Here is a 22675-nt window from a genome sequence, read left to right as displayed (position 1 = left end):
GAATGTGATGACGTTCATCCTGTCAGCTATGCAAAAGTCAAACAAGACCTGAACAAAAGATTCCTCAGATATTTAACGAATCCGAAACGAGAAACTTACAAAAATAATCCTTTCGCAACTGAATCAGTGGATGTAGGGTCGGTTCAAAGCCCAATGACCCAAGGAGGTCGATATGACGTTACTCTCGCACTCAGCACAGGCCATCGACGAAATTTCCAAGGAAATCATCGAGCAGCTGCAGGAAGATGGGCGCCGTTCCTATGCCGCCATCGGCAAAGCAGTCGGCTTGAGCGAAGCCGCAGTGCGCCAACGCGTGCAGAAGCTGGTCGAGAGTCGCGTTATGCAAATCGTCGCAGTCACCAACCCATTGGAGCTGGGATTCACCCGCCAGGCGATGATCGGCATCGTTGCCAACGATGACATCAGCGGCACCGCCGACCGCATTGCCGAGCTTCCCGAGGTGGACTACTGCGTAGTCACCACCGGAAGTTCCGACATCCTTGCCGAGGTCATCTGCTCGAACGACGAGGACCTGCTTCGGGTGATCGGAACCATCCGCGGAATCCAAGGCGTGGTCAGCACCAATACCTTCACCTACCTTTCACTGAAAAAACAGGAATACAACTGGGGAACACGATGAACACACCACGTGGTACCGATCGCCAACAGGCCGCTCGCGATCACCTTTGGATGCACATGGCCCGGCACTCCGGGATCTCGCAAGGCGCGCAGGTTCCGATCATTGCGCGCGGCGAGGGGCACAAGATCTACGACGATTCCGGACGCGAGTACTTCGACGGACTGGCCGGGCTGTTTGTGGTTAACGCCGGCCACGGACGCGCCGAGCTTGCCGAAGCGATGGCGAAGCAGGCGCAGAAGCTGGCCTTCATGCCGCTCTGGTCCTACGCCCACGAACCAGCCATCGACCTGGCCGAACGCCTGGCCAGCTACGCGCCGGGGGACCTGAACCGCGTCTTCTTCACCACCGGCGGCGGCGAAGCGGTTGAATCGGCCTTCAAGCTGGCCAAGCAGCACTTCAAGATGAAGGGCAAGCCCGGCAAGACCAAGGTCATCTCCCGGGCGCTGGCTTACCACGGCACCCCGCAGGGCGCACTGGCCATCACCTCACTGCCTGATATGAAGACCCCGTTCGAGCCGCTGGTGCCAGGCACCTTCCGCGTGCCGAACACCAACTTCTACCGGGCGCCTGAAATGTTCGCGGAGAACGAGAAGGACTTCGGGCTCTGGGCCGCGGAGCGCATCCGCGAGGCCATCGAATTCGAAGGCCCCGATACCGTGGCCGCCGTCTTCCTGGAGCCGGTGCAGAACTCCGGCGGCTGCTTCCCGCCTCCCCCGGGCTACTTCGACCGGGTGCGGGAAATCTGCGACGAATACGACGTGCTGCTGGTCTCCGACGAGACCATCTGCGCCTTCGGCCGCATCGGCTCGATGTTCGCCTGCAACGACTTCGGCTACGTGCCCGACATCATCACCTCCGCCAAGGCGCTGACCAGCGGCTACGTCCCGCTGGGCGTGATGGTCGTCTCCGACAAGCTCTTCGAGCCCTTTACCAAGGGCGACACCACCTTCTACCACGGCTATACCTTTGGCGGGCACCCGGTGGCGGCCGCGGTGGCGATGGCGAACCTGGATATCTTCGAGCGCGAAGGGCTCAACGAGAACGTCAAGAACAACGCCGACGCCTTCAAATCCACGCTGTCCAAGCTCAAGGATTTGGACATTGTGGGCGACGTGCGCGGGGCCGGCTACTTCTACGGGATCGAGCTGGTCAAGGACAAAGCCACCAAGGAAACCTTCAGCGACGAAGAATCCGAGCGGCTGCTGCGCCAATACCTCTCCCCCGCCCTGTGGGAGGCCGGGCTGTATTGCCGAGCCGACGATCGCGGGGACCCGGTCATCCAGCTGGCGCCGCCGATCACCATCGGGCAACCGGAATTCGACCAGATCGAATCCATCCTTCGCACGGTGCTGAAGGAAGCCGCCAATAAGATCTAGTGCTTTATGGCCCGCAGGTGCAACCTGTGGGCCATAAATCTGCATGTCAGCGTCATATGAAGCACCAAGTCTTCACGCTTTGCCACTCAATTGGTGCTTTGTGTCATAGGCCACTAGTCTGAGGTCATTGGACGATGAAGATCGTCTTTGGAAGATGGCAGGAAGCTCATGACTTTGGAACCGACCAGAATCAGGCTCGCACGCGAACGTGCAGCTTTGAGCCGGTCTGCCCTGGCCGCGTCACTGGGCATCTGCGAGCAGGAGCTGGCCCAGGCACCGGAGCGACTGGGCGATGAATTGGCCGCCGCGCTCGGATGCACCCCGCGCTTCTTCCACCTGCCTGCCGCCAGCGGCATCGATACCGAACGCATCTTCTTCCGCAGCCCACGGCGAACCAGCACCGCGCAGAAGCGGGCCGCTGCCGCCGCCGGCCGGACCGGCGTGGAGCTCTATCGCCTGATCACCAAGAATTTCTCCCTGCCAGCCACCGAAGTCCCGGACCTGACCGGATATTCGCCGTCCGATGCAGCCGTGCAATTGCGCCTGGACTGGCACCTTGGCTGCGGCGCGCTGCCCGATGTGCTGCACCTGCTCGAATCCCACGGGGTCAGGGTGCTGAGCCTGCCGCCGGAACTCGAAGCGGTGAAGACCTTCAGCTTTTGGGAGGATTCCCAGGCCTACATCTTCCTGGCCTCCGGGTCCGCGAAGGCTCGTCGTTTTGCCCTCGCCCACGAGCTGGGGCATCTGTTGCTGCATTCGTCCTTGGGCGCAGGCAGCGAACAGGTAGCGGCTGCGGAACTGGAAGCCGATCAGTTTGCCGCTCAGCTCTTGCTGCCGGCCTTATCCTTGCAGATGCGGATTTCCGATTCCCTGCAGATCCCGCAGCTGCTGACCCTCGAAGAGCATTTCGGTGTGCCAGCCGCGGTGATCCTGGCCCATAGCCGCGCCAGCGGGTTGCTCGGCGAAAAGGCCTACTGCTGGCTATCCCAGGAGATCGCGCTCGAAGCGCCGGCACCGGTGCAGCCGGTGACCTCCCGCGTATTCTCGATAGTCTTCCCTTCGCTGCAGCTGGAGCATCGTGCCAGCACCTCGGTGATCGCCCGCGAGCTGGGACTGCGCGAACAGCACATCCACGAACTGACGTTCGGGCAGGCCTTCGTCGTGCTGGCTGGCAAGAACGAGCAAGAGCCCGGCGAGATCCATCGCGGGCACCTGCGCGCGCTCTAGCCCGTGTCCTCAGGGGTCGACGATTTCGATTTCGAGCTGGCCTGCACGCCATTGGGCGGTCATGCGCTGCGCCAGTTCCTCGGCGGCCAAGGCCTCATCGGGCGTCATGAAGTAGGTGTTGATCCGCAATTGCTGCTCAGGGTCCAGATCGGGCGATAGCAAGACCATGGGGCGGCAGCCGGAGATCTTCACCGCGTGGAACAGCCCGCAGTGCCGTTCCACGTGATGGACCGGGCAGCACAGGGACGCCGAATGGATGTCTGTGCATCCGCCGTTCTCCCAGGCGTCCAGATGGTCCAGTTCGCAGCGTTCGACGGGCATCGCGCAGCCCGGGTATGCGCACCCGCGGTAGGCGGCGCGGATCGCCCGCCCCTGCGCCTTGGTGAACAGGCGCTGGGTTCGGCCCAGGTCAAGAGGCAGGGATTGGCCGTTGAGGATGACCGGATAGATTCCGGCATTGCACATGGCGGCGCGCAGTTCACCGGGCGAGAACGCCAGTCCCGAGGAGCTCACGGCATAGCGCGGTGCTCCGCTGAGCATTTTCTCGTAATCCAGAATAATGCTGACTTGCGCGGTGGCCAGGCCGGCACGGCTGGCGCTTGTCCCGTCATTGGCTCGATGATCTTTGAGCAATAGCGCCATGAGGCCAATCAGCCGGCGCCGTTCGGGCCTCAGGTCTTCCCACGCGGGTGCCCGGTCGCCGGGAGTGCCTGCGGCTTCTGGTTCAGTGTCGGGCTCTGCGTCGGCGTCCGGAGCAGGTTCAAGGTCCGGGTCGGCGCCGGGATCCGCGCCGGGCGGGTCGGTGTTGCCTTCGCGGGCCCAGTCGGGCTTGGTGGCTTCATCGTCCCAGCCCTCGCCCGGATCGCCGGTGAATTCGGCTTCGGCTTCCTGCAATCCCTGGCGGTCCCCGGCCTGCGTGGCCCGGTTGCCGGTGCGGGCGAAGTGCGCTTCGATCACCGCGGCCTGGGAGGGCAGAACGCGCAGAATGTATTCGATCAAGCCGCGGCGGGTGCCCCGGCGGAAGAGGCCGACCTCGTCCAGCAGCGCTTTGAGCGGGCGCTTGCCTGCTTTGACCTGGGCGACCATGTCGGCGATGTGCTTGCGCGCGGATTTGGGTTCGCTGTGGATCAGCTGCCGGGCGTCGGACTGCAGGCGCTGTTTTTGTTCGGCCCCGGCCGCGCCATCGGGCAGGTCCTTGCGGGTGGAGTGCAGCTTCAGCGCGGTGGCGGCCACCAGGCGCGGATCGATGGCGGGTTCGGCGAAGTCCGCGGCCAGCTCTTCGAGCCAAGGTGAGAGGGGCTGCCCGGCCTCATCCACGCCTCCGATCAGGCAGTCGGCCTGGATGAGCCGATCGTGGGCGGCACTGCGCGGAATATCCAACCAGTCCTGCAGGAAGAAGCGGGCCGAGCGGAAGGCGGTGCGCCCGGCGGTGGTTTGGCCTTCGGCGGCAGCAAGGTTGGGCAGGCTGGGATCAGCGCCGGCCTGGGCAACGGCTTGCAGGGAGGGCTGGTCGAGCTTGTGGGCGCCGCTGCGCCGCACGGCATGGGCGACATGGATCTGCGCGCGGGTTTGGGCTGCGCCCAGCTGTTCGGCCAGGATCCCGAAGCAGGCGGCGTGGCCGGGAGCGATCCCGGGATCGCTGAGCACAGCGGTGGCCGAAGCGATCAGCCGGGCCGCGGTGGCCAGATCGGCCAGTGCCTGGGTCGTTGCTGTGCTCATGTCCCCCAGCGTGCACGGTTGCGCGGGCGGCGGACCGGCGCCGGGATCGAACTGTGGAGAACTTCGGCAGGGACAACCAGGACCGGCGGGGCTCAGCCGTGCATGCGGTACCAGAGCAGGGCGACCTGCAGGCTGGCGCGGGATTCGGCGGAGTCCAGCACCACGCCGAGCTTGGCTTCGAGCTTGGCCAGCCGGGAGTAGAGCGTGGGGCGCGAGAGGTAGCCGGCCTTGGCCAGGGCGGACTTGTTGCCGCTGTGCGCAAGATAGAGCTCGAGCAGGTCCAGGGCAGGTTCGTCGACGGGGTTGAGCAAGGAGGCCAGCTCGGCGTGGGCGAAGGTGCGCATCCGGGGGTCGCTGCCCATGGCCGAGAGCACCCCGCGCAGGCGCAGGTCGGCAAAGCGGTAGTAGGGCTGGGCGCGGGTGGGCAGGTTCGGCACGATTTCCGCTACCTGCGCGGCTTGTTCCAGCCCTGTGATCGCCGCTCCCAGGGTGCCTTCGGGCCCGACCCCGATGGCCACCGGCTCGGCCCGCTGCTCGGCCAGCCGGCGGGTGAAGCCCTGCAGAGTGGAGTCGATCAGTTCGCGGGCGCGCACCGGCAGCAGGATCGAGAGGTAGCCGGGCTTGCGCAGGCCGGCGAGGATGCCCAGGTGCATGGAATCGGCGAGCTGGTCGAGCTCCTCCAGCAAGGCGCGGTCGGCCAGCTGGGTTTCGGTGGCGCTGGCCGCGGCGGAGGTGGAAATGACCACCGGGACATAGTAGGCGGCCGGGGCCAGGCCCAGGGCCTGGGTGCGGATGGACAGCTCCTTTTCGCTGTAGCTGTGCCCGGCAGCCAGTTCATGCAAGGTGGCGGTGCGGGTCTGGTAGAGCAGTTCGCGTTCGTCACGTCCCGAGAGCCGGGCGATGGTCAGGGCCTGGCCGGCGCGTTCCAGGACCAGGGCGGCCCGGTCGTCGTCCTGCAATTGGGCCGGGACAATCAGCCGTCCCCAGCGCCGGCGGGCCGCGCCCACCGGGGTTTGCAGCCAGTTCTCCGCTCCGGAGGCCCGTCCGGTGTGCTGAAGGTAGCCGACGAACTTGGAGCGGTTGATCCAGTCCTCCAGGTGGGCGTCGGCGTGGGCGAGCACCCGGTGGCGGACGTCTTCGAGCACCACCGGGGCGCGCAGCAGCTCGGCGGTGCGCGAGACGATGTCGGCTTCGTCGGCTTCGGACAGCGAGAGCCCGGTGTAGATTTCGTGCACGGTGCGGGAGAATTGCACGGCTTCGAGCTGCTGGGCCACGAGCAGCTGGTGGATGACTTCGGTGATTGCCACGAAGCGGGTGCGGCGGCGCAGCACGATCACGGGCAGGCCCAGGTCCTCGGCGGAAATAGCGCTGCCGGTGGTGTCCTCTATGATGACCGCGGCCGCGCCGGCGGCGCGCAGCGCGGTGATGAAGCCCCGGACGTCGCTGACGTTGCGCAGGGTGGTGAGCACCAGTTCGCGTCCCAGGAGCAGCTCGGTGTTCTCGCTGGATTCGGTCACGTGCACCCAGCGCAGTTCGGAGTCCAGCCCGTCGGCGCAGAGGATCCTAGGATCGGCGGCCTGGACCACCGGTAATTGCAGGACCTCTTTGACCGTCAGCATTTTTACACTCCGTAATCTTTCTTGCATAAATCATGACACAGTAACGGTGTTCCCGGTCACCGCAATGACCCATGATGAAGGAAAGCCCGATGAAGGACCTTGAAAGGAACACCCGCGATGAGCACTACGCTGACCGATACCCTGCAGCACTGGATCAACAACGCCGCCTACTCGGCAAACGAGCGCACCGGCAACATCTACAACCCGGCCACCGGCGAGATCACCCGCACCGTGCAGCTGGCCTCCAAGGCCACCACCGAGGTGGCCATTGCCGCTGCCGCAGAGGCCTTCCCGAAGTGGCGCGACACCTCGCTGGCCCGCCGCACCGCGATCATGTTCAACTTCCGCCAGCTGCTGGCCGAGCGCAAGGGCGAGCTGGCCGCCATCATCACCGCGGAGCACGGCAAGGTGCTCGACGACGCGCTGGGCGAGGTAGCCCGCGGCCTGGAAGTGGTGGAGCTGGCCTGCAACGCCCCGTACCTGCTCAAGGGCGAATACTCGCAGAACGCCTCGACCGGTGTTGACGTGCAGTCGCTGCGCCAGCCGGTCGGCGTCTCGGCCATCATCTCCCCCTTCAACTTCCCGGCCATGGTCCCGCTGTGGTTCTTCCCGGTCGCCATCGCCGCCGGCAACGCCGTGGTGCTCAAGCCATCGGAGAAGGACCCGACCGCTTCGATTCTGGCTGGCCCAGCTCTTCGCCGAGGCCGGACTGCCCGAAGGCGTGCTGAATGTGGTGCACGGCGACAAGGAATCGGTGGACGCCCTGCTGACCGACCCGCGGGTCAACTCGGTATCCTTCGTCGGATCCACCCCGATCGCCCAGTATGTCTACTCCACCGGCACCGCCCACGGCAAGCGCGTCCAGGCCTTCGGCGGCGCGAAGAACCACATGCTGGTGCTGCCCGACGCCGACCTGGACCTGGCCGCCGACATGGCCGTGAATGCGGGCTTCGGGGCGGCCGGCGAGCGCTGCATGGCCATCTCCGTGGTGGTGGCGCTGGAATCCATCGCCGATGAGCTGGTGGCCAAGATCGCCGACCGCGCCAAGACGCTGCGCGTGGGCGATGGCACCCGCGGTTGCGATATGGGCCCGCTGATCACCGGCGAGCACAAGGCCAAGGTGGCCGGGTACATCGACGCCGGAATCGAGGCCGGAGCTGAACTGGTGATCGATGGCCGCACCGGCACCGTGGATGCCGAGGGCGAGGGCTTCTTCCTGCACCCGACCCTCTTCGACAAGGTCGGCACCGGCATGTCCATCTACACCGATGAGATCTTCGGCCCGGTGCTCTCCGTGGTCCGCGTCGAGTCCTTCAACGAGGGGATCGACCTGATCAACTCCTCGCCCTATGGCAATGGCACCGCGATCTTCACCAATGACGGTGGAGCGGCCCGCCGCTTCGAGGACGAGATCCAGGTGGGCATGGTCGGGGTGAACGTGCCGATCCCCGTCCCTGTGGGCTACCACTCCTTCGGCGGCTGGAAGGCCTCGCTGTTCGGCGACCAGCACGCCTACGGACCGGAGGGCTTCAAATTCTTCACCCGCAACAAGGTGGTCACCAAGCGCTGGCTGGATCCCAGCCACGGTGGCATCAACCTCGGCTTCCCGCAGAACGACTAGGAGCATCATGAGCGAGCAGTTGACCGACGAAATCACCAGCGAGCAGATCGCCGCCGGCAAGCGCGCCTACGAGCTGGATCGGGAACATGTGTTCCATTCCTGGCAGGCGCAGGGGCCCTTCACCCCGATGACCATCCTGAAGACCGAGGGCTCCTATGTGTGGGACGGCGAGGGCAATAAGCTCATCGACCTCTCCAGCCAGCTGGTCAATACCAATATCGGCCACCAGCATCCCAAGGTCATCGCCGCCATCCAGGAGCAGGCCGGCAAGATCGCCACGATCGCCCCGCAGCATGTGAACGAGGCACGCTCGGAGGCGGCGCGGCTGGTCGCCAAGCACACACCGGGCGAGTTGAACAAGATCTTCTTCACCAATGGCGGCGCGGATGCGGTGGAGCATGCGGTGCGCATGGCCCGGGTGCACACCGGCAAGCACAAGGTGCTCTCGGCCTACCGTTCCTACCATGGCGGCACCCACCTGGCGGTGAATATCACCGGGGATCCGCGGCGCTTCGCCTCGGATCATGCCAGCGACGGGGTCGTGCACTTCTTCCCCGCCTACCCGTACCGCTCCTACTTCAATTCGAGAACCTTGGAAGAGGAAACGCAGCGGGCGCTCAAGCACCTGGAGGACACGATTCTGCTGGAGGGCCCGGGCACCATTGCCGCGATCATCCTTGAGTCGATTCCGGGTACCGCAGGCATCTACCTGCCGCCTCCCGGCTATCTCGAGGGTGTTCGCGAGCTGACCAAGAAGCACGGCATCGTATACATCGCAGACGAGGTGATGGCCGGTTTCGGGCGCAGCGGTGAATGGTTCGCGGTGAACCACTTTGATGTGGTGCCGGACCTGCTGACCTTCGCCAAGGGTGTGAACTCCGGTTATGTGCCACTGGGCGGGGTGGCCATCAGCCCGGAGATCTTCGAGACCTTCCGGGAGAAGGCCTACCCGGGCGGGCTGACCTATTCTGGCCACCCGCTGGCTTGCGCCGCGGCCGCAGCCACCATCACCGCGATGGAGGATGAGGGCATGGTGGAGAACGCCAAGCGGCTCGGCGAGGAAATCATCGGCCCGCGACTGGCACAGTTCGCCGCTGACCATCCATCGGTGGGCGAGGTGCGCGGCACCGGGGTGTTCTGGGCTATCGAGCTGGTGAAGAACCGGGAAACCCGTGAGCCGTTGGCCGCCTATGGCGGCAGCAGCCCGGAGATGAACCAGGTGATCGGCGCGGCGAAGAAGGCTGGCCTACTGCCGTTTGCCAATTTCAACCGGCTGCACGTGGTTCCGGCGATGAATATCGAGGACGAGGTGCTCATCGAAGCGTTGGATCGGCTGGAGCAGGCGCTGATCGTGGCAGATAGCTTCGTCGAATAACAACCATGCTGGCAGGGTGGCGCAAGCCATCCTGCCAGTTTTCTTTTTTGCGGGAGGACAATGATGACTTCACCAACCAGCGAACAGCTGCTGGCCGCCCACCCACGGGCTTCAACAGATCCGGATGATCGGGCCCGGGCCAGCGTGGATCGTTCGGGGTTCATCCCGCAAAGCTTTGCCGACGGCGTGGTTTTCGCGCAGGATGTCGATGACGTAGTGCTCACGATGAAGCTGGCTTCCGAGCATGGAGTGAAGATCGTCCCGCGCGGGGCCGGTACCGGGCTGGCTGCAGGTTCCTGCGCGCAGGCCGGCGAGGTGGTGCTGGATCTGTCGGCAATGAACCAGATCCTCTCGCTGGACCCGGTGCAAGGCATCGCGGTGGTCCAGCCCGGAGTCATCAATGCGGCCGTCAACCAGGCTGCCTTGGAGCACGGGCTGTTCTACGCGCCGGATCCGGCCAGCACCGCCATCTGTTCCATCGGCGGCAACATCGCCACCAATGCCGGTGGCATGTGGTGCGCCAAGTACGGAGTCACCCGCGAATCGGTGCTGAGCTTGCTGGTGGTCCTGCCCGATGGGCAATTGCTGCGCACCGGGCGGCGGACCATCAAGGGCGTGGCCGGATACGACATGAATGCGCTGATGATCGGTTCCGAGGGGACCCTGGGCATTGTGGTCGAGGCGATGTTGCGGTTGCGCCCGAAGCCGAGGCACACCGCCACCCTGGTCGTATACTTCCCCGATGAGGCTTCGGCGGCCTTGGCGGCTTCAGCGGTTGCGGCCGCCGGGCTGACACCATCGGTGCTGGAACTAATGGACGGCAAAACGCTCGGCGCGGTGGATGCCGCTTTGGGAACCGATCACCACAACCGCGGTGGTGCGCTGTTGCTCGCCCAAACCGATGGCTACGGTGCGCACTTGGAAATGCAGGCGTTGCAGGAGGCCATCGGGCCATTAGCCGGGCACAGCGAATTAGCTGAAGACCCGCAGCATGCCGAAGCTCTGCTCGAAGCCCGGCGCCAGGCCATCCCCAGCATGGAAAAACTGGGTACGGTGTCGATCTGCGATATCGGGGTACCACGCAATCGGCTAGCCGAGGCGATCAACGGGCTGCGGCGGATCGAAGCCGTACGCGCTGTTTCGATTTTCATCATTGCCCACGCGGCCGATGGAAATCTCCATCCGATCATTATCGTTCCTCGAGGTCAGTCGATTACTTCCGGTGCCCCCAAGGCAGCCTTGGCGGACATGTTCCATCTGGCCAAGGATCTGGGCGGGACATTAACCGGCGAACACGGCATCGGCTTGCTCAAGCAGGACTGGCTGGCCGAAGAACTGGGCGAAACTTCTTTGCAGCTGCAGCGCCGGCTGCGTGCCGTCTTTGACCCGCAGGGAATCTTGAATCCTGGCAAGGCGATCTAGCCTGGCTTCCCCGCCTGACAGGGCACAGCCCGGCCAGGGACAAATACCCCTGGGTAGATTTTGGCACGGCCATCGTTGTTCCGATGGGTGCGGCCTTTCTCCTCGGCCCCCTTGCGCCGAGGCAAATCCTTGCGCGCGTTCATCGCACCACGCTCAAATGGTCGACCGGATAATTGCCGTGATGTTGATGCCGGCTGCACTGCTGGCGGTTGCAGCAACCATCGCATCCTCAATGAAGCACCGCGTAATGATCAGCTAGCAGTGAATCTGGGCACCAACAACTATCGGAGTTATGAAATACTGATCAACAGAGTATTTAGTGCCGTTACCTTGTGGAAGGACGAAAATAATGATGGGAAATGGTGCGCCAGCTGGCGATCCGTTCCAGCCGCATCTGGAATGGGGCCTGAAAGCCTCGTTCGTGGGTTATATTTCTTCCCTTGCTGACGGACGCATCGAAGCAAGCAATGGTGTCTGGCAAGCCGGCAACTCCTTGGTCTTCCCTGCATCCCCGGCAACTGATGTCCCGGATAATGAGGTGTGGTTCAACGGCCACGTGTCTTTCTCCGGACACGGCGGCATGATGAAGCTGGACCTGCTTGAGCCTCGCGTGGAAAACCAGGATGAAGCCATCACGCTCACCATTGGTACGGCTAATGGTCGCATTGCGATCGCTGAACTCACTGAAACCGCCGTCTCGCGCGCTTTCGGCTTGGTCAAGACCCGTTTCTCCGCTGTACTCACCGAAGATGGTTCGAAGCTTTTCAACGGACAATATCCTGCAGGCCAGCAGCTCGAAGATCTGGAGGTAGTGCTCCGCGGCTGATCCGCTCAAGCCAAGTGCCAAAAAACATGGATCAACTAGATAAAGGTGACTCAAGCGTGAACCCGTTAGTGCCTAATGCCTACGAGGTCATCGTGTTCTACATCGTTCCGGTGCTCTTTGTCATCGCACTGGTCGTTGTCATCGTCCTCGTGGCCCGGGGCCGCAAGTCGACAACCGTGGAAATCGTTGCGGATGACGAAACGGACTCAAGAGGCGAATAGCCGCAACACCTGACATATCTGATGCCAGCACCAAGAACTTGGTGCTGGCATCAGCTACTTGGCATTGCAGTACAATGCCCCGCCAGGATCAGCAAGCGGCTACTGGCGCGAGAACTCCGAGGCCCGCGCAATCTGCTCATCGCTCAGCGAGTGCCCGGTGTACTTCTCGAATTGGGCGGCGGCCTGCAGTGCGATGACTTCCGCGCCGGTGATCACTGGCTTTCCTGCCTTCTGGGCTGCGCGGATTAGCGGAGTCTGGCTTGGGAAAGCGACAACATCAAAGACGGCTTCAGCGGCAGCGATGTGCTCATCGGAGAATGACTGGACGTCGGCTTGCTCCCCATCCATGCCTAGCGGAGTCACGTTGACCAAGATCTGGCTGCCAGGTGCTGGATCAGCAGCAACAAACTTGTAGTTGTACTTCTGAGCCAGCTCTTGGCCGGATTTTTCGTTCCGGGCCAGTACGGTGAGATTTTCGAAGCCAGCATCGCGGAACGCTGCGACAACAGCTTTGGCCATTCCTCCGGATCCGCGGACCAATACGCTGTGGGTCGCATCCAGCTCGTGGCGCTTGATCAGCGTCGCAATTGCTTCAAAATCTGTATTCGAGGCCACCAGCCGGCCTTCGGTGTTCACGATGGTGTTGACCGAATCGATAGCTGCGGCAGAAGTCTCGATCTCGTCGACCAGCTTCATCACGTCTTCCTTAAAAGGCATGGAGACGGAGCATCCACGAATTCCCAAAGCACGGACACCAGCAATGGCGCCTGCCAAATCATCAGTGGAGAAAGCCTTGTAGATGAAGTTCAGCCCGAGTTCTTCATAGAGGTAGTTGTGGAAGCGGGTCCCGATATTTGATGGGCGCCCCGACAGCGAGATGCACAGGGACATGTCTTTATTCAAGATGGGCACGAGTATTTCTCCAAAGCTTGTTCGCAGTTCACCACCAAATATACGTGTCCGGGTACTTGAAGCCGTTCAATTGCTCGCCCGATGGCTACTCGGCCAGTGCCCCTTTTACCGCCGTGCCCGATTCGCTAAGCTCAGGTCCATGAGCAAGGATTCGGAAGCAGGACCGTTTTATCACGGCACCAAGGCGGCTTTGGACCCCGGCGATTTATTGTCCGCTGGTTTTCCCTCGAACTATCGACCCGAGATCCTCATGAATCACATCTATTTCACGGCGTTGCCCGATGGGGCTGGTTTGGCTGCGCAGATTGCGGCACTTGACGGAACTCCGCATGTGTATGAGGTGGAGCCGACCGGAGAATTCGAAGATGATCCTAATGTCACCGACAAGAAGTTCCCGGGAAACCCGACTCGTTCCTACCGCAGCGCCAGTCCGTTGAAAGTTGTCCGCGAAATCCATGATTGGACGCGGCTGCCTCCTGAACAGCTGCAAGCCTGGCGAGAACGCATCGCAGCGATTACAGACAGCCCCAAAGGCGACATCATCAACTAGCCCTGCACCGGGAATTGGCGGTATTCACGGGGCCCAGCGCTGGCCCGCGAACACCGCCAATTCTCATTTTCTCCTGAGCTTGTCAGCCCTTGATGATCTGCGGCTGCGCCAAGGACTTCAGGCCGTCAAGGCCGAATTCCAGGCCGTAGCCTGATTGCTTGGCACCACCAAATGGAATGCGAGGATCGATGGTGCCGTGGGAGTTGATCCACACGGTCCCCGACTCAATCTGGGCTGCTACCTCCAGAGCCTTGTCGCGGTCGCTGCTCCAGACTGAAGCGCCGAGGCCGACTTCCAGGGAGTTGGCGTGGGCAACTGCTTCAGCACTGTTTTTGACCTTGATGATCGGCAGGGCCGGGCCGAATTGTTCTTCGGTCACCAGGCGGTTGTCCGGGTCGATGTCGGCGATGAGGGTTGTGGGATAGAAGTAGCCCTTGGCCTGTTCATCCGGGTTCGCACCGAGCAATACGGTGGCTCCCGAATTCACAGCGTCCGCGACCAGTTCGGCAACGATGTCGTACTGGGCCCTGTTCTGCAGAGGGCCCAAGACATTGTTTTCGTCCAGGCCGTTGCCCATCGGCATGGCCTTGGCTACCGCGGTGAGTTCGGTGCACACCTCGTCGTAGATTGCTTCGGGGACGTAGAGACGCTTCAACGCAGCGCAGGTCTGGCCGGTGTTGATGAACGCGCCCCAGAACAGGTCCTGGGCAATTGCTTTCGGGTCGGCGTCCTCCAGCACAATGCCTGCGTCGTTGCCACCCAGTTCCATGGTCAGCCGTTTGACCGTATCGGCTGAAGATCGGATGATCGCCTTGCCGGTGCGGGTGGAACCGGTGAACATGATCTTGGCGATGTCCGGATGGCTGGAGAGCTTTTCGCCGACCTCGCGTCCTCCGGCGACAACATGCAGGACATCGGCGGGCAGCACCTCATTGAGGATGTGCACCAAGGCCAGGACTGACAGCGGAGTGTATTCGCTGGGCTTCATCACAACGGTGTTGCCCATGCGCAGGGATGGGGCCAGCTGCCAGATGGAAATCATCATTGGCCAGTTCCACGGTCCGATGGCCCCGACGACACCCAGCGCGCGGTAATGCTTCGCGGCATAGGTTTCGCCGTCATCCACGATCACTTCTGGTTCTACTTCATAGGCGGTCGCTGCTCGCAGCCATGCCGCTGCCCCTCCCACTTCGAATCGGGCATTAGGGCCATTGAGCGGCTTGCCCTGCTCGCGGGAGAGCAACTCGGCCAAGGCTTCAGCGTTAGCCTCGATATTGTCCGCAGCGGCATTCAGCAAGCGCTTGCGTTCAGCGTGTCCGAGCTTGTCCCAGGCAGGCTGTACAGCCTTGGCCGAAGCGACTGCGGCATCCAGGTCTTCGGCGTTCTGCTGCGCAACCCGGCCCACGAGGTCCCCGGTTGCCGGATCGAAGATTTCGGTTCCGCCGGTGGCGGGCTGGATTGCGTCCAATAATTCTTGGGCGTTGGCGTAGGCCATGGTGCAACTCCTTTGTTGTGCTTTTACAGGACGGATAATTCTGTTGCCGGCTGGGATCCCCTGCCGGTCAGCCGGATGATTGCCGCGGCCGAAGAAGCCAGGACCCCGGGGATGATGACGATGCCTTGGAGCACGTATCCCAGAAGGCCCGGGTCTTCCACGCCGAGCAGAATATCGAAGTTGATGATGATTTGCGCGAAAACATAGGACAGCGCGATGCCTGAGATCAGTGGAGCGACCACTCGGGTGATCACCGAGTCGTCGGTTTTGCGCCGCCCAAAATATCCGATGACGGCGAAGGACGTCAGGGCCATTAGCAGGACCAGTCCGAAAGCAGCGGAGTTGGTCATCCAGGTGAACATGGTGAACACGATGTACATGGGTTCTTGACCGCTCGATGCTATGGCAAAGGCAATAATCACGATCAGGCCGAGCACGGACTGGGCCATCGATCCTGCAATAGGCGCGTGGGTGGTTCGCGAGGTGACCGCCAAGAACTTGGGCAGGGCGCCACCACGGCCCATGGAGTAGAAGTACCGGGCAATGACATTGTGGAAGGCCAGCAATGCGGCGAACAGGCTCGTGATGAACAGGATATTCGCAAGATCCACGAACCACGTTGGGGCATGGGCTGCGAAAAAGACGAACAGCAGATCGGGGCCATTCTCGGCTGAGGCGGCGATGACGTTGTCCGCCCCCTCGCCTACCGCTACCGCGAAGGCGGAGAAGGCGTAGAAGCAGGCGATGATGACGATGGCGATCATGGTGGCACGCCGTGCCGTTCGCTGCGGGTCTTTGACCTCTTCGTTGTAGATGGTGCCGGATTCGAAGCCCATGAACGCCGCAATGGTGAACGCCACGACCGCACCCATGCCCGGGGCCAGTGCGTCGGAGAAGTTGAAGGCGGTTTCTGGTTGCGGTGCTTGTGGTGCCAGCGCAAAAGCCATGATGTTGTAAACGACAACGACCAGGAATTCGGCGGCAACAATGATGCCCAGAACCTTCACGGAGAAATCCACGCGGTTCATGCCGAGGAACCCGACGGCGGCCCAGGCCACGAGGGCCATGCCCCACCACGGAATTGCCGTGTTGAAGGTGGCATTGGCGAAGGAAGCTGCCGCGAATCCGAACATTCCATAGATGCCGATTTGCATCAGGTTGTAGCTTACGAGCGCCACCATTGCGGCTCCGACTCCCAGGATCCTGCCCAAGCCTTCTGCCACGTAGGCGTAGAAGGCACCCGCGTTGGGGATGTGCCGGCTCATGGCTGTGTAGCCAACGCTGAAGACCAGGAGCACCGCCCCGATGAGCAGGAAGGACAGCGGCACAGAGCCCATTCCGGTCACCGCGTAGTTTGTGGTGACGCCTCCGGCAACCGCCGTCAATGGTGCGCTGGCCGCAATGATCATGACCACCAGCGCTGGCACCGTAAGAGTGCGTTGTTCCAGTGCCATAAGATCCCCCAAAAGTGTTGATTGTGCTCTCTTCAGGATCTACGGCGCGGAAGGATTCGCATTGTCATTCGGTGCAGCCTCATTGCTTCCCCGCGCATGGCTGTGCGCCACATCTCATTGTCCGGTGCGGTATTTGCCCGGAGTGCAGCCGAATTCCCTGGAAAACATCCGGCTGAATCCAGCCGCGTCGGCGATGCCCACCCGCGCGCCAATCGCTTGGACTGATTGCGTCAATAGCAGTGGGTCGCGTAGCAAACGCGAAGCTTCGGTGAGGCGGCGGTGGCGAATGAGCGCAGCGACGCTATGGGATTGATGCTCGAATAATGCGTGCAAGCTGCGGATCGAGATGAAGTGCGCTGCCGCGATTTGCGCCGGCCCCAAGTCGGGGTCGTTGAGATGGTCATCGATGTAGCTGGTGATCTTTTCCCGCTGCTGGGCTTTGGCGTCCGCGACGGACTCGATTCCCAGCACTCCGCCGAGTGCCGTGGCAAGCAGATCCACGGTATTGCGGGCCAAGGGGTATCCCCCGTATTCGTCCCATTGCGCCAGATTGGCGCCAAGGTGGTTCATGAGCGGGGCGACGGTCCCGGAGAGCGGATGGTTGTTCTTGAGGGCCAGTGCGGTAACCTGCCCGACCTGTTGGGTTGAAAGCTTGAATTGGCCGTGCGGAATCAGTGCGACAACGACGGTTGCTGGCTTTTCGAAGGCCAGCGTATAGGGACGCTGGGTGTCATAGATGGCCAAGTCTCCTGGGGCGAGCACCGTTTCACGCCCGTCTTGAACCAGCAGTCCATAGCCGTCGAGCTGGTAGGAGACTTTGTAGAACTCTCCATCCCCGCTGTTGGTCAGGTCCACGGTGCGTTGCACCGCATGGGGCCTGGCGTGGATGCGCATCAGGCCGATGTCGCCGAGCATGTTTACCCCGAGGGAGGCGGTGAAGTGGCCACCGGTCACTTGTTCACTGCGCAATTGCACGAAGGCATCAGAAATGAGCCTCGACCACGCGGTAAATGAGTCGAACGTGCTGGATCTGATACATGCGTTCCCTCCCCCCCATTGACGCTTCCAAGGTGCGGGGCATCACATTTGAGGGTACGCTCGGCCGCGTAGATTGTCACTATTTTCTTCAACCCGAGAATATCGATGGGAACTCTACCGGGCGAGAGACGCGAGCAGATCCACCTGGTACTTCAGCTGTTGTTCCAGCAGTTCTGCAGTATTGACGTCTGCGTCCAGCACGCTGCTGGCCTGGGCACCCAAGAGGAAGTTGATCAGCGAATCGCGTGCCATCAGTGCGCGCGCGTCTCCTGCCGTGAAAATTTGCTCCAGCCAGCCATCGAGCATGGTTCGCCATTGGTCCATCGTCGACGCATTCACGACAGCAAGCTTAGGATCGCCTAGCGCGAGATGCCAGAAGTGCACGGCAATGCGCGCCTCGTTCCGCCGCAACTCATCGAGCGGGAGCACTTCCCGGGCGAACGCTGAAACGGCTTCCAGGCCCTGCAGGCCTGCTGCGTTCTTCTTGATTCGCTGATTCGTTGCGTCAGCCACGAAGTTGAAGGTCGCCACAAGCAGTGCGTCACGCGTTGGGAAGTACGGCTTCAGCGCCCCGTTGGCGTAACCAGCAGCAGCGGCCAAGTCACGCAGGTTCAGTTTCTCGATTCCTTCTCGGGCAATGAACTTCCAGGTGACCTCTACGATCTCTCGACGACGCTGGTCGTGATCAACGATTTTCGGCATGACCCAAGCTTAGTCATTTTTATTTTCTTCGCGCCAAAGGGTTGCGCCGCACAACACCACTCCGTATTCTCTACATTCATAGAATAATAATTGATGTGCATCACACACCCGAAGGAATCCGCGCATGGCAACCACAGCAACGACAGATTTCACCTTACTCAGCGAAGCAGAAATCGCCAGAGCCAAAGAGGTCCTGCTTGAAAACCGGCTGTTCGGCGACAACACCCGCATCGCCTACCTGGGCCTAGAGGACCCGCAGCACTCGCGCCCCGGTCGCTTTGTCCGCATCATGCTCCTGGACAAGATCACCAACTCGCCACAAGACATCGTGCTGGACCTGGGCAACCGCAGCGTGGTGTCGGCTATCGATCTTGATCCGTCCAAGGTGGGCCAGATGCCGGTGCTGCTCGAAGAGTTCGAAATGGTTGAATCCATCCTGGGCTCCGACCCCCAGTGGGCGGCTGCCTTGGACAAACGAGGCCTCACCCCGGCTCAGGTACGCGTCGCGCCGCTCTCCGCCGGTGTTTACGACGACGAATATCCCGACGAATCAGGTCGCCGCATCCTGCGCGGACTCGCCTTCCGACAGGACTTCGCCGAAGATTCTGCCTGGGCCCACCCAGTGGATGGGCTCGTGGTCTACATTGACACCATTGCCCAAAAAGTTGATCGCCTGCTGGATCTTCAAATTGTCCCGGTCCCCGAGACGCATGGCAATTACACCGATCCGGAGCTGAGCGGCCCGACGCGCACCACGCAGAAACCCATTGAAATCACCCAGCCCGAGGGCGCCAGTTTCACCGTCGCCAATGGCAACCACGTGGAATGGGAAAAGTGGTCTGTTGATATCGGCTTCGATATGCGCGAAGGCTTGGTGCTCTACAACATCGGCTTCAACGACAAGGGCGTAGATCGCCGCATCCTGGACCGGGCCTCCATCGCCGAAATGGTGGTCCCCTACGGTGACCCGTCACCGGTGCGCAGCTGGCAGAACTACTTCGATACCGGCGAATACCTGATCGGCCGTCTGGCCAACTCGCTGGAGCTGGGCTGCGATTGCCTGGGCGAAATCCATTACATTTCCCCTGTAGTCACCGACGCAGATGGCAACGCCCAAACGATCACCAACGGCATTTGCATGCACGAGGAAGATGCCTCGATCCTCTCCAAGCACGCGGATGACTGGTCCGGCGTGAAATACACGCGACGCAACCGCCGATTGGTGATCAGCTTCTTCACTACTGTGGGCAACTACGATTACGGCTTCTACTGGTACCTGTATCTGGACGGCACCATCGAATTCGAGGCCAAGGCCACCGGCATCGTTTTCACCTCGGCCATGCTCGACGAACGTTTCGCTTCCGAAATGGCTCCGGGGCTCGGCGCGCCATTCCACCAGCACATTTTCGGAGCCCGCTTGGACTTCTCCCTGGATGGCGGGCCGAGCCGGGTCATTGAGGAGGAAGCAGTACGCCTTCCCATCAGCAAGGAAAATCCTCGCGGCAATGCCTTCACGCGCAGCCACACGGTACTGGGCACCGAGCAGCAAGCGGTGCGCGAGAACAACCCGACCGCAGGCCGCGCCTGGGTGGTGACCAACCCTGAATCGAAGAACTACCTTGGCAAGCCGGTAGGCTACAAGCTCATGTCCCAGGGGCTGCCGACCCTGCTTGCCGCCGACGGTTCGTCAATTCATCGACGCGCCGAGTTCGCCTCCAAGGCGCTATGGGTGACCAAGCGCGATGCTTCGCACCGCTACCCTACCGGCGATTTCGTCAACCAGAGTCGTGGTGCGGACGGCATCGGCTCATGGATTGAAGACGACAAGAACATCGATGGCGAGCAGATCAGCATGTGGCACACGTTCGCGTTGACCCACTTCCCACGCACCGAGGACTGGCCAATGATGCCAGTGGACACCGTGGGCTTCACCATCCGCCCCGAGGGTTTCTTCGACCGCTCCCCGGTGCTCGATGTTCCAGCCCCCGTCCAGCATGGCTGCTGCTCCACCAAGGCCTCCGATGGTTGCTGTGGCGATAGCGCCTAGTCCTTCCCGGCGGCTGGTCCCTGCGCATCGAGTGCTCGGGTCAGCCGCCTTGGGGTTGGGCCTCGCGCATCTGGCCAGCATTGCTGTTCTGCCGCATTCACTGTGGTGGATGTCTATTCTGCTGGTCATGTCGCTCTGGTGCACCAAATGCGCCTGGGGTGTTTGGCGAGGCGCGCCGGCGCAAAAGCTGCTGGTGATGAGTGCGCTGATGGGGATGCTCCATATGGAGATGGCGCTGGGCCTGCCATGGATGGGCGAACATCATCATTCAGCGACGGCGCATTCATCCGCGCACGGAAATCTCATGCTGCTGCTAGCATTGCCAGAATTCGCCGTGATGTTCTGGGCGGCAATTCTGTGTCATATTCAGCGAAGCCGGTTGTCGCTTCCCGGCAATCTATTGACAGGCGGAAAAGCTCAAGTTTAGATAAGTAATGAATCATATTCAATTTGCGGATCTTCTGCCGAGAAGAGGGATAAGCCTTGATCGCCGACTGGCTCTCAACTGGCATCCTGCGTGCCCAGCAAACCGCAAAACCGCAAGGCCCCATGGTTGTTCCCCTGGATCAATAGCACTCACAACTCCGCTATTAATCCAGGAAAGAACCCATGAGCTCTCAGCACCAAATTACTTTCGACCGGCATGAAGCAGAAGTCCCTTCATCGCTCATTGCCGAATCACTAGCATCCGCCAAGCACACCAGTTATTGGCTGGACAATGAGCAGCGCCCAGAACCCAGTGCTTCGCTGCACGGTTCAATCACCGCAGAATTACTAATCGTCGGTGGTGGATACACGGGCCTGTGGACCGCGTTGCAGGCCAAGGAGCGGGACCCGCAACGGCATGTAGTTCTCATCGAAGGCCAACGCATCGGCTGGGCCGCGTCCGGACGCAACGGAGGATTCTGCGAAGCGTCGCTCGTGCATGGAGAAGCCAACGGAGCGAATCATCTCCCGAAGGAAAATGCACTGCTTGCCGAGCTTGGAGCGCAAAACCTTGATGAATTCGAGGCGTCCGTTCAGAAGTACGCCATGGACGTCGACTTTATCCGCCAGGGTTCCTTGAGCGTGGCTACCGAGGCTCACCAGATTGCCTGGGCCAGTGAAGAAGCTGAATCATCCGGGGTAGATTTCCTCGACGAGCAACAAGTCAAAGCAGTCATCAATTCGCCGGATTTCTTGGCCGGCGCTTTAGACCACCACTCCACGGCCTTGGTGCATCCAGCCAAGTTGGCCTGGGAGCTTGCCAGGGTTTGCCGTGAGCTGGGTGTGGAATTCTACGAGCATACGCATGCCCTGGAAATCTCCGATGCCGGCGACAAAGTCCAGGTCTTGACGGCTGATGGAAGCATCATGGCGGGGCGAGTCGCCCTGGCAACCAATGTTTTCCCTTCGCTGCTCAAACGCCACCGGGCCCGCATCGTCCCGGTGTACGACTACGCCCTGATGACCGAGCCCCTGACAGAAGAGCAGCGCGCGGCCATCGGCTGGGACCGAATGGTTGGATTAGCCGACATGAATAATCGCTTCCATTACTCGCGGCCAACAATCGATGCCAATGGGAACTTCCGCATTCTCTACGGCGGTTACGATGCCGTATACCATTTCGGCAGAAAAGTGCGTTCAAGCTACGACAGCAATCAAATAACCTTCAACAAGTTGGCCGCGCACTTCTTTGGCAGCTTCCCGCAGCTATCCGGCGTGAAGTTCTCCCACGCCTGGGGCGGCGCCATCGACACCTGCTCCCGCTTCTTCTCCTTCTTCGACCTCACCCATGGAGGCAAGGTCGCCTACTGCGCCGGGTTCACCGGGCTGGGAGTCGGCGCGACCCGGTTCGGCGCCAAGGTCATGCTGGACTTGCTCTCCGGAGAGAAAACCGAACTGACAGAACTGGAATTGGTCCACACCAAGCCTATTCCTTTCCCGCCAGAACCGGCCGCATGGCTCGGAGTCAAAATCATGACAAGTCATCTGGTCAAGGCGGATCGCCACGAAGGCAAGCGCTCCGTATTCTTGAAATTCATGGACAAGATCGGGATGGGGTTCGACTCCTGATGACGATTTTCCCTCCGCACTTTGAATGCCAAAAGCTGCTTGAGCTCCCCATTGCTCGCCATCCGATAGAGACAGGGCAGCGCATCGAGGGACAGGTTCCTGCAACTACAGGATTCCATCAAGTCAGCACCCTTGGCGAAGCTGAAATCGGAGTTTGGGAAATGTCGCCCGGATTCATGCAAGATGTCGAAGCCGACGAGTATTTTGTCGTGCTCTCCGGCCGCGGCAGGCTGCAAATCCTTGGCAGCGACGGCTTCAGCACCCAGGAAATAGAACTGGCCAACGGCACCGCTGTGCGCTTGAAGGCCGGCATGCATACCCGATGGGCCGTGACCGAAACACTTCGCAAGATCTACTTCACCCTCTGAGCATCCAC

At 61.5% G+C, this 22675-nt stretch carries 19 protein-coding genes and 1 pseudogene; 13 read left to right on the top strand and 7 right to left on the bottom strand.

Annotated features, from left to right (window positions below; all coding sequences use genetic code 11):
* The first annotated feature begins 172 nt into the window (after positions 1-172).
* The 3 genes from ACT7DV_RS10345 to ACT7DV_RS10335 all read left to right on the top strand — a co-directional run bounded on the left by ACT7DV_RS10345 (position 173) and on the right by ACT7DV_RS10335 (position 3243).
* On the top strand, positions 173-640 hold the full coding sequence (locus ACT7DV_RS10345) for an Lrp/AsnC family transcriptional regulator (protein ID WP_444662363.1): 468 nt from the start codon (positions 173-175) through the stop codon (positions 638-640).
* Positions 637-2016, top strand: coding sequence for an aspartate aminotransferase family protein (locus tag ACT7DV_RS10340; RefSeq protein ID WP_444662361.1), 1380 nt, complete (start codon positions 637-639; stop codon positions 2014-2016). The genes ACT7DV_RS10345 and ACT7DV_RS10340 overlap by 4 nt, the downstream gene beginning before the upstream one ends.
* A gap of 168 nt (positions 2017-2184) precedes the next feature.
* Complete coding sequence (locus ACT7DV_RS10335; RefSeq protein ID WP_444662360.1) at positions 2185-3243, top strand: ImmA/IrrE family metallo-endopeptidase; 1059 nt, start codon at positions 2185-2187, stop codon at positions 3241-3243.
* A gap of 9 nt (positions 3244-3252) precedes the next feature.
* Here the strand turns inward: ACT7DV_RS10335 and ACT7DV_RS10330 are convergent, their stop codons facing one another.
* Positions 3253-4962, bottom strand: a complete 1710-nt coding sequence (locus ACT7DV_RS10330) for an HNH endonuclease signature motif containing protein (RefSeq protein ID WP_444662358.1) — start codon at positions 4960-4962, stop codon at positions 3253-3255.
* Positions 4963-5054: 92 nt separating this feature from the next.
* Positions 5055-6581, bottom strand: coding sequence for a PucR family transcriptional regulator (locus ACT7DV_RS10325; protein WP_444662356.1), 1527 nt, complete (start codon positions 6579-6581; stop codon positions 5055-5057).
* A 117-nt stretch (positions 6582-6698) separates the two neighbouring features.
* On the opposite strand from ACT7DV_RS10325, the pseudogene ACT7DV_RS10320 reads away from it, so the two are divergent.
* The 5 genes and pseudogenes from ACT7DV_RS10320 to ACT7DV_RS10300 all read left to right on the top strand — a co-directional run bounded on the left by ACT7DV_RS10320 (position 6699) and on the right by ACT7DV_RS10300 (position 12046).
* Positions 6699-8202 (top strand): annotated as a pseudogene (locus ACT7DV_RS10320) (CoA-acylating methylmalonate-semialdehyde dehydrogenase).
* A 7-nt stretch (positions 8203-8209) separates the two neighbouring features.
* Positions 8210-9577, top strand: coding sequence for an aspartate aminotransferase family protein (locus ACT7DV_RS10315; protein ID WP_444662355.1), 1368 nt, complete (start codon positions 8210-8212; stop codon positions 9575-9577).
* Between the two features lie 60 nt (positions 9578-9637).
* Positions 9638-10999: an FAD-binding oxidoreductase gene (locus tag ACT7DV_RS10310; protein WP_444662353.1), complete on the top strand. Its 1362-nt coding sequence runs from the start codon at positions 9638-9640 to the stop codon at positions 10997-10999.
* A gap of 349 nt (positions 11000-11348) precedes the next feature.
* Positions 11349-11825: an HtaA domain-containing protein gene (locus tag ACT7DV_RS10305; RefSeq protein ID WP_444662352.1), complete on the top strand. Its 477-nt coding sequence runs from the start codon at positions 11349-11351 to the stop codon at positions 11823-11825.
* A 56-nt stretch (positions 11826-11881) separates the two neighbouring features.
* Positions 11882-12046: a hypothetical protein gene (locus ACT7DV_RS10300; protein WP_444662350.1), complete on the top strand. Its 165-nt coding sequence runs from the start codon at positions 11882-11884 to the stop codon at positions 12044-12046.
* A 99-nt stretch (positions 12047-12145) separates the two neighbouring features.
* Here ACT7DV_RS10300 and ACT7DV_RS10295 read toward each other — a convergent pair whose 3' ends face one another.
* On the bottom strand, positions 12146-12958 hold the full coding sequence (locus tag ACT7DV_RS10295) for a shikimate 5-dehydrogenase (protein WP_444662348.1): 813 nt from the start codon (positions 12956-12958) through the stop codon (positions 12146-12148).
* 139 nt (positions 12959-13097) lie between these two features.
* Here ACT7DV_RS10295 and arr point away from each other — a divergent pair, with 139 nt between their 5' ends.
* Complete coding sequence (gene arr / locus ACT7DV_RS10290) at positions 13098-13508, top strand: NAD(+)--rifampin ADP-ribosyltransferase (protein ID WP_444662347.1); 411 nt, start codon at positions 13098-13100, stop codon at positions 13506-13508.
* 82 nt (positions 13509-13590) lie between these two features.
* On the opposite strand, the gene ACT7DV_RS10285 is transcribed toward arr, so the two are convergent.
* The 4 genes from ACT7DV_RS10285 to ACT7DV_RS10270 all read right to left on the bottom strand — a co-directional run bounded on the left by ACT7DV_RS10285 (position 13591) and on the right by ACT7DV_RS10270 (position 18197).
* Positions 13591-15003 carry an aldehyde dehydrogenase family protein gene (locus ACT7DV_RS10285; RefSeq protein ID WP_444662345.1) on the bottom strand — a complete coding sequence of 471 codons (1413 nt, stop codon included), beginning with the start codon at positions 15001-15003 and terminating at the stop codon, positions 13591-13593.
* A gap of 23 nt (positions 15004-15026) precedes the next feature.
* Entirely contained in the window at positions 15027-16457 is a 1431-nt protein-coding gene (locus ACT7DV_RS10280) for an APC family permease (protein ID WP_444662343.1), read from the bottom strand.
* Positions 16458-16571: 114 nt separating this feature from the next.
* Positions 16572-17447 (bottom strand): AraC-like ligand-binding domain-containing protein, encoded by an 876-nt coding sequence (locus tag ACT7DV_RS10275; RefSeq protein WP_444664831.1) that lies wholly within the window; start codon positions 17445-17447, stop codon positions 16572-16574.
* 162 nt (positions 17448-17609) lie between these two features.
* On the bottom strand, positions 17610-18197 hold the full coding sequence (locus ACT7DV_RS10270) for a TetR/AcrR family transcriptional regulator (RefSeq protein ID WP_444662341.1): 588 nt from the start codon (positions 18195-18197) through the stop codon (positions 17610-17612).
* 124 nt (positions 18198-18321) lie between these two features.
* Here ACT7DV_RS10270 and ACT7DV_RS10265 point away from each other — a divergent pair, with 124 nt between their 5' ends.
* The 4 genes from ACT7DV_RS10265 to ACT7DV_RS10250 all read left to right on the top strand — a co-directional run bounded on the left by ACT7DV_RS10265 (position 18322) and on the right by ACT7DV_RS10250 (position 22667).
* The gene (locus tag ACT7DV_RS10265) at positions 18322-20244 is read left to right on the top strand and encodes a primary-amine oxidase (protein WP_444662340.1); all 1923 of its coding nucleotides are present in this window, start codon (positions 18322-18324) and stop codon (positions 20242-20244) included.
* A 109-nt stretch (positions 20245-20353) separates the two neighbouring features.
* Positions 20354-20671, top strand: coding sequence for a hypothetical protein (locus ACT7DV_RS10260; protein WP_444662338.1), 318 nt, complete (start codon positions 20354-20356; stop codon positions 20669-20671).
* A 182-nt stretch (positions 20672-20853) separates the two neighbouring features.
* Positions 20854-22299: an NAD(P)/FAD-dependent oxidoreductase gene (locus ACT7DV_RS10255; RefSeq protein WP_444662336.1), complete on the top strand. Its 1446-nt coding sequence runs from the start codon at positions 20854-20856 to the stop codon at positions 22297-22299.
* Positions 22299-22667 (top strand): cupin domain-containing protein, encoded by a 369-nt coding sequence (locus tag ACT7DV_RS10250; protein WP_444662334.1) that lies wholly within the window; start codon positions 22299-22301, stop codon positions 22665-22667. The genes ACT7DV_RS10255 and ACT7DV_RS10250 overlap by 1 nt, the downstream gene beginning before the upstream one ends.
* Positions 22668-22675 lie beyond the last annotated feature (8 nt).

It is taken from the genome of Glutamicibacter sp. TV12E, assembly GCF_052441935.1.
Lineage (GTDB): Bacteria > Actinomycetota > Actinomycetes > Actinomycetales > Micrococcaceae > Glutamicibacter.
This window is presented reverse-complemented; position numbering and strand designations above follow the sequence as displayed.

Excerpts from the sequence above, each read along its gene's own strand:
- ACT7DV_RS10345 (WP_444662363.1), top strand. The coding sequence starts at position 173 with ATGACGTTACTCTCGCACTCAGCACAGGCCATCGACGAAATTTCCAAG.
- ACT7DV_RS10340 (WP_444662361.1), top strand. The coding sequence starts at position 637 with ATGAACACACCACGTGGTACCGATCGCCAACAGGCCGCTCGCGATCAC.
- ACT7DV_RS10335 (WP_444662360.1), top strand. The coding sequence starts at position 2,185 with ATGACTTTGGAACCGACCAGAATCAGGCTCGCACGCGAACGTGCAGCT.
- ACT7DV_RS10330 (WP_444662358.1), bottom strand. The coding sequence starts at position 4,962 with ATGAGCACAGCAACGACCCAGGCACTGGCCGATCTGGCCACCGCGGCC.
- ACT7DV_RS10325 (WP_444662356.1), bottom strand. The coding sequence starts at position 6,581 with ATGCTGACGGTCAAAGAGGTCCTGCAATTACCGGTGGTCCAGGCCGCC.
- ACT7DV_RS10315 (WP_444662355.1), top strand. The coding sequence starts at position 8,210 with ATGAGCGAGCAGTTGACCGACGAAATCACCAGCGAGCAGATCGCCGCC.
- ACT7DV_RS10310 (WP_444662353.1), top strand. The coding sequence starts at position 9,638 with ATGATGACTTCACCAACCAGCGAACAGCTGCTGGCCGCCCACCCACGG.
- ACT7DV_RS10305 (WP_444662352.1), top strand. The coding sequence starts at position 11,349 with ATGATGGGAAATGGTGCGCCAGCTGGCGATCCGTTCCAGCCGCATCTG.
- arr (WP_444662347.1), top strand. The coding sequence starts at position 13,098 with ATGAGCAAGGATTCGGAAGCAGGACCGTTTTATCACGGCACCAAGGCG.
- ACT7DV_RS10285 (WP_444662345.1), bottom strand. The coding sequence starts at position 15,003 with ATGGCCTACGCCAACGCCCAAGAATTATTGGACGCAATCCAGCCCGCC.
- ACT7DV_RS10280 (WP_444662343.1), bottom strand. The coding sequence starts at position 16,457 with ATGGCACTGGAACAACGCACTCTTACGGTGCCAGCGCTGGTGGTCATG.
- ACT7DV_RS10270 (WP_444662341.1), bottom strand. The coding sequence starts at position 18,197 with ATGCCGAAAATCGTTGATCACGACCAGCGTCGTCGAGAGATCGTAGAG.
- ACT7DV_RS10265 (WP_444662340.1), top strand. The coding sequence starts at position 18,322 with ATGGCAACCACAGCAACGACAGATTTCACCTTACTCAGCGAAGCAGAA.
- ACT7DV_RS10260 (WP_444662338.1), top strand. The coding sequence starts at position 20,354 with ATGTCTATTCTGCTGGTCATGTCGCTCTGGTGCACCAAATGCGCCTGG.
- ACT7DV_RS10255 (WP_444662336.1), top strand. The coding sequence starts at position 20,854 with ATGAGCTCTCAGCACCAAATTACTTTCGACCGGCATGAAGCAGAAGTC.
- ACT7DV_RS10250 (WP_444662334.1), top strand. The coding sequence starts at position 22,299 with ATGACGATTTTCCCTCCGCACTTTGAATGCCAAAAGCTGCTTGAGCTC.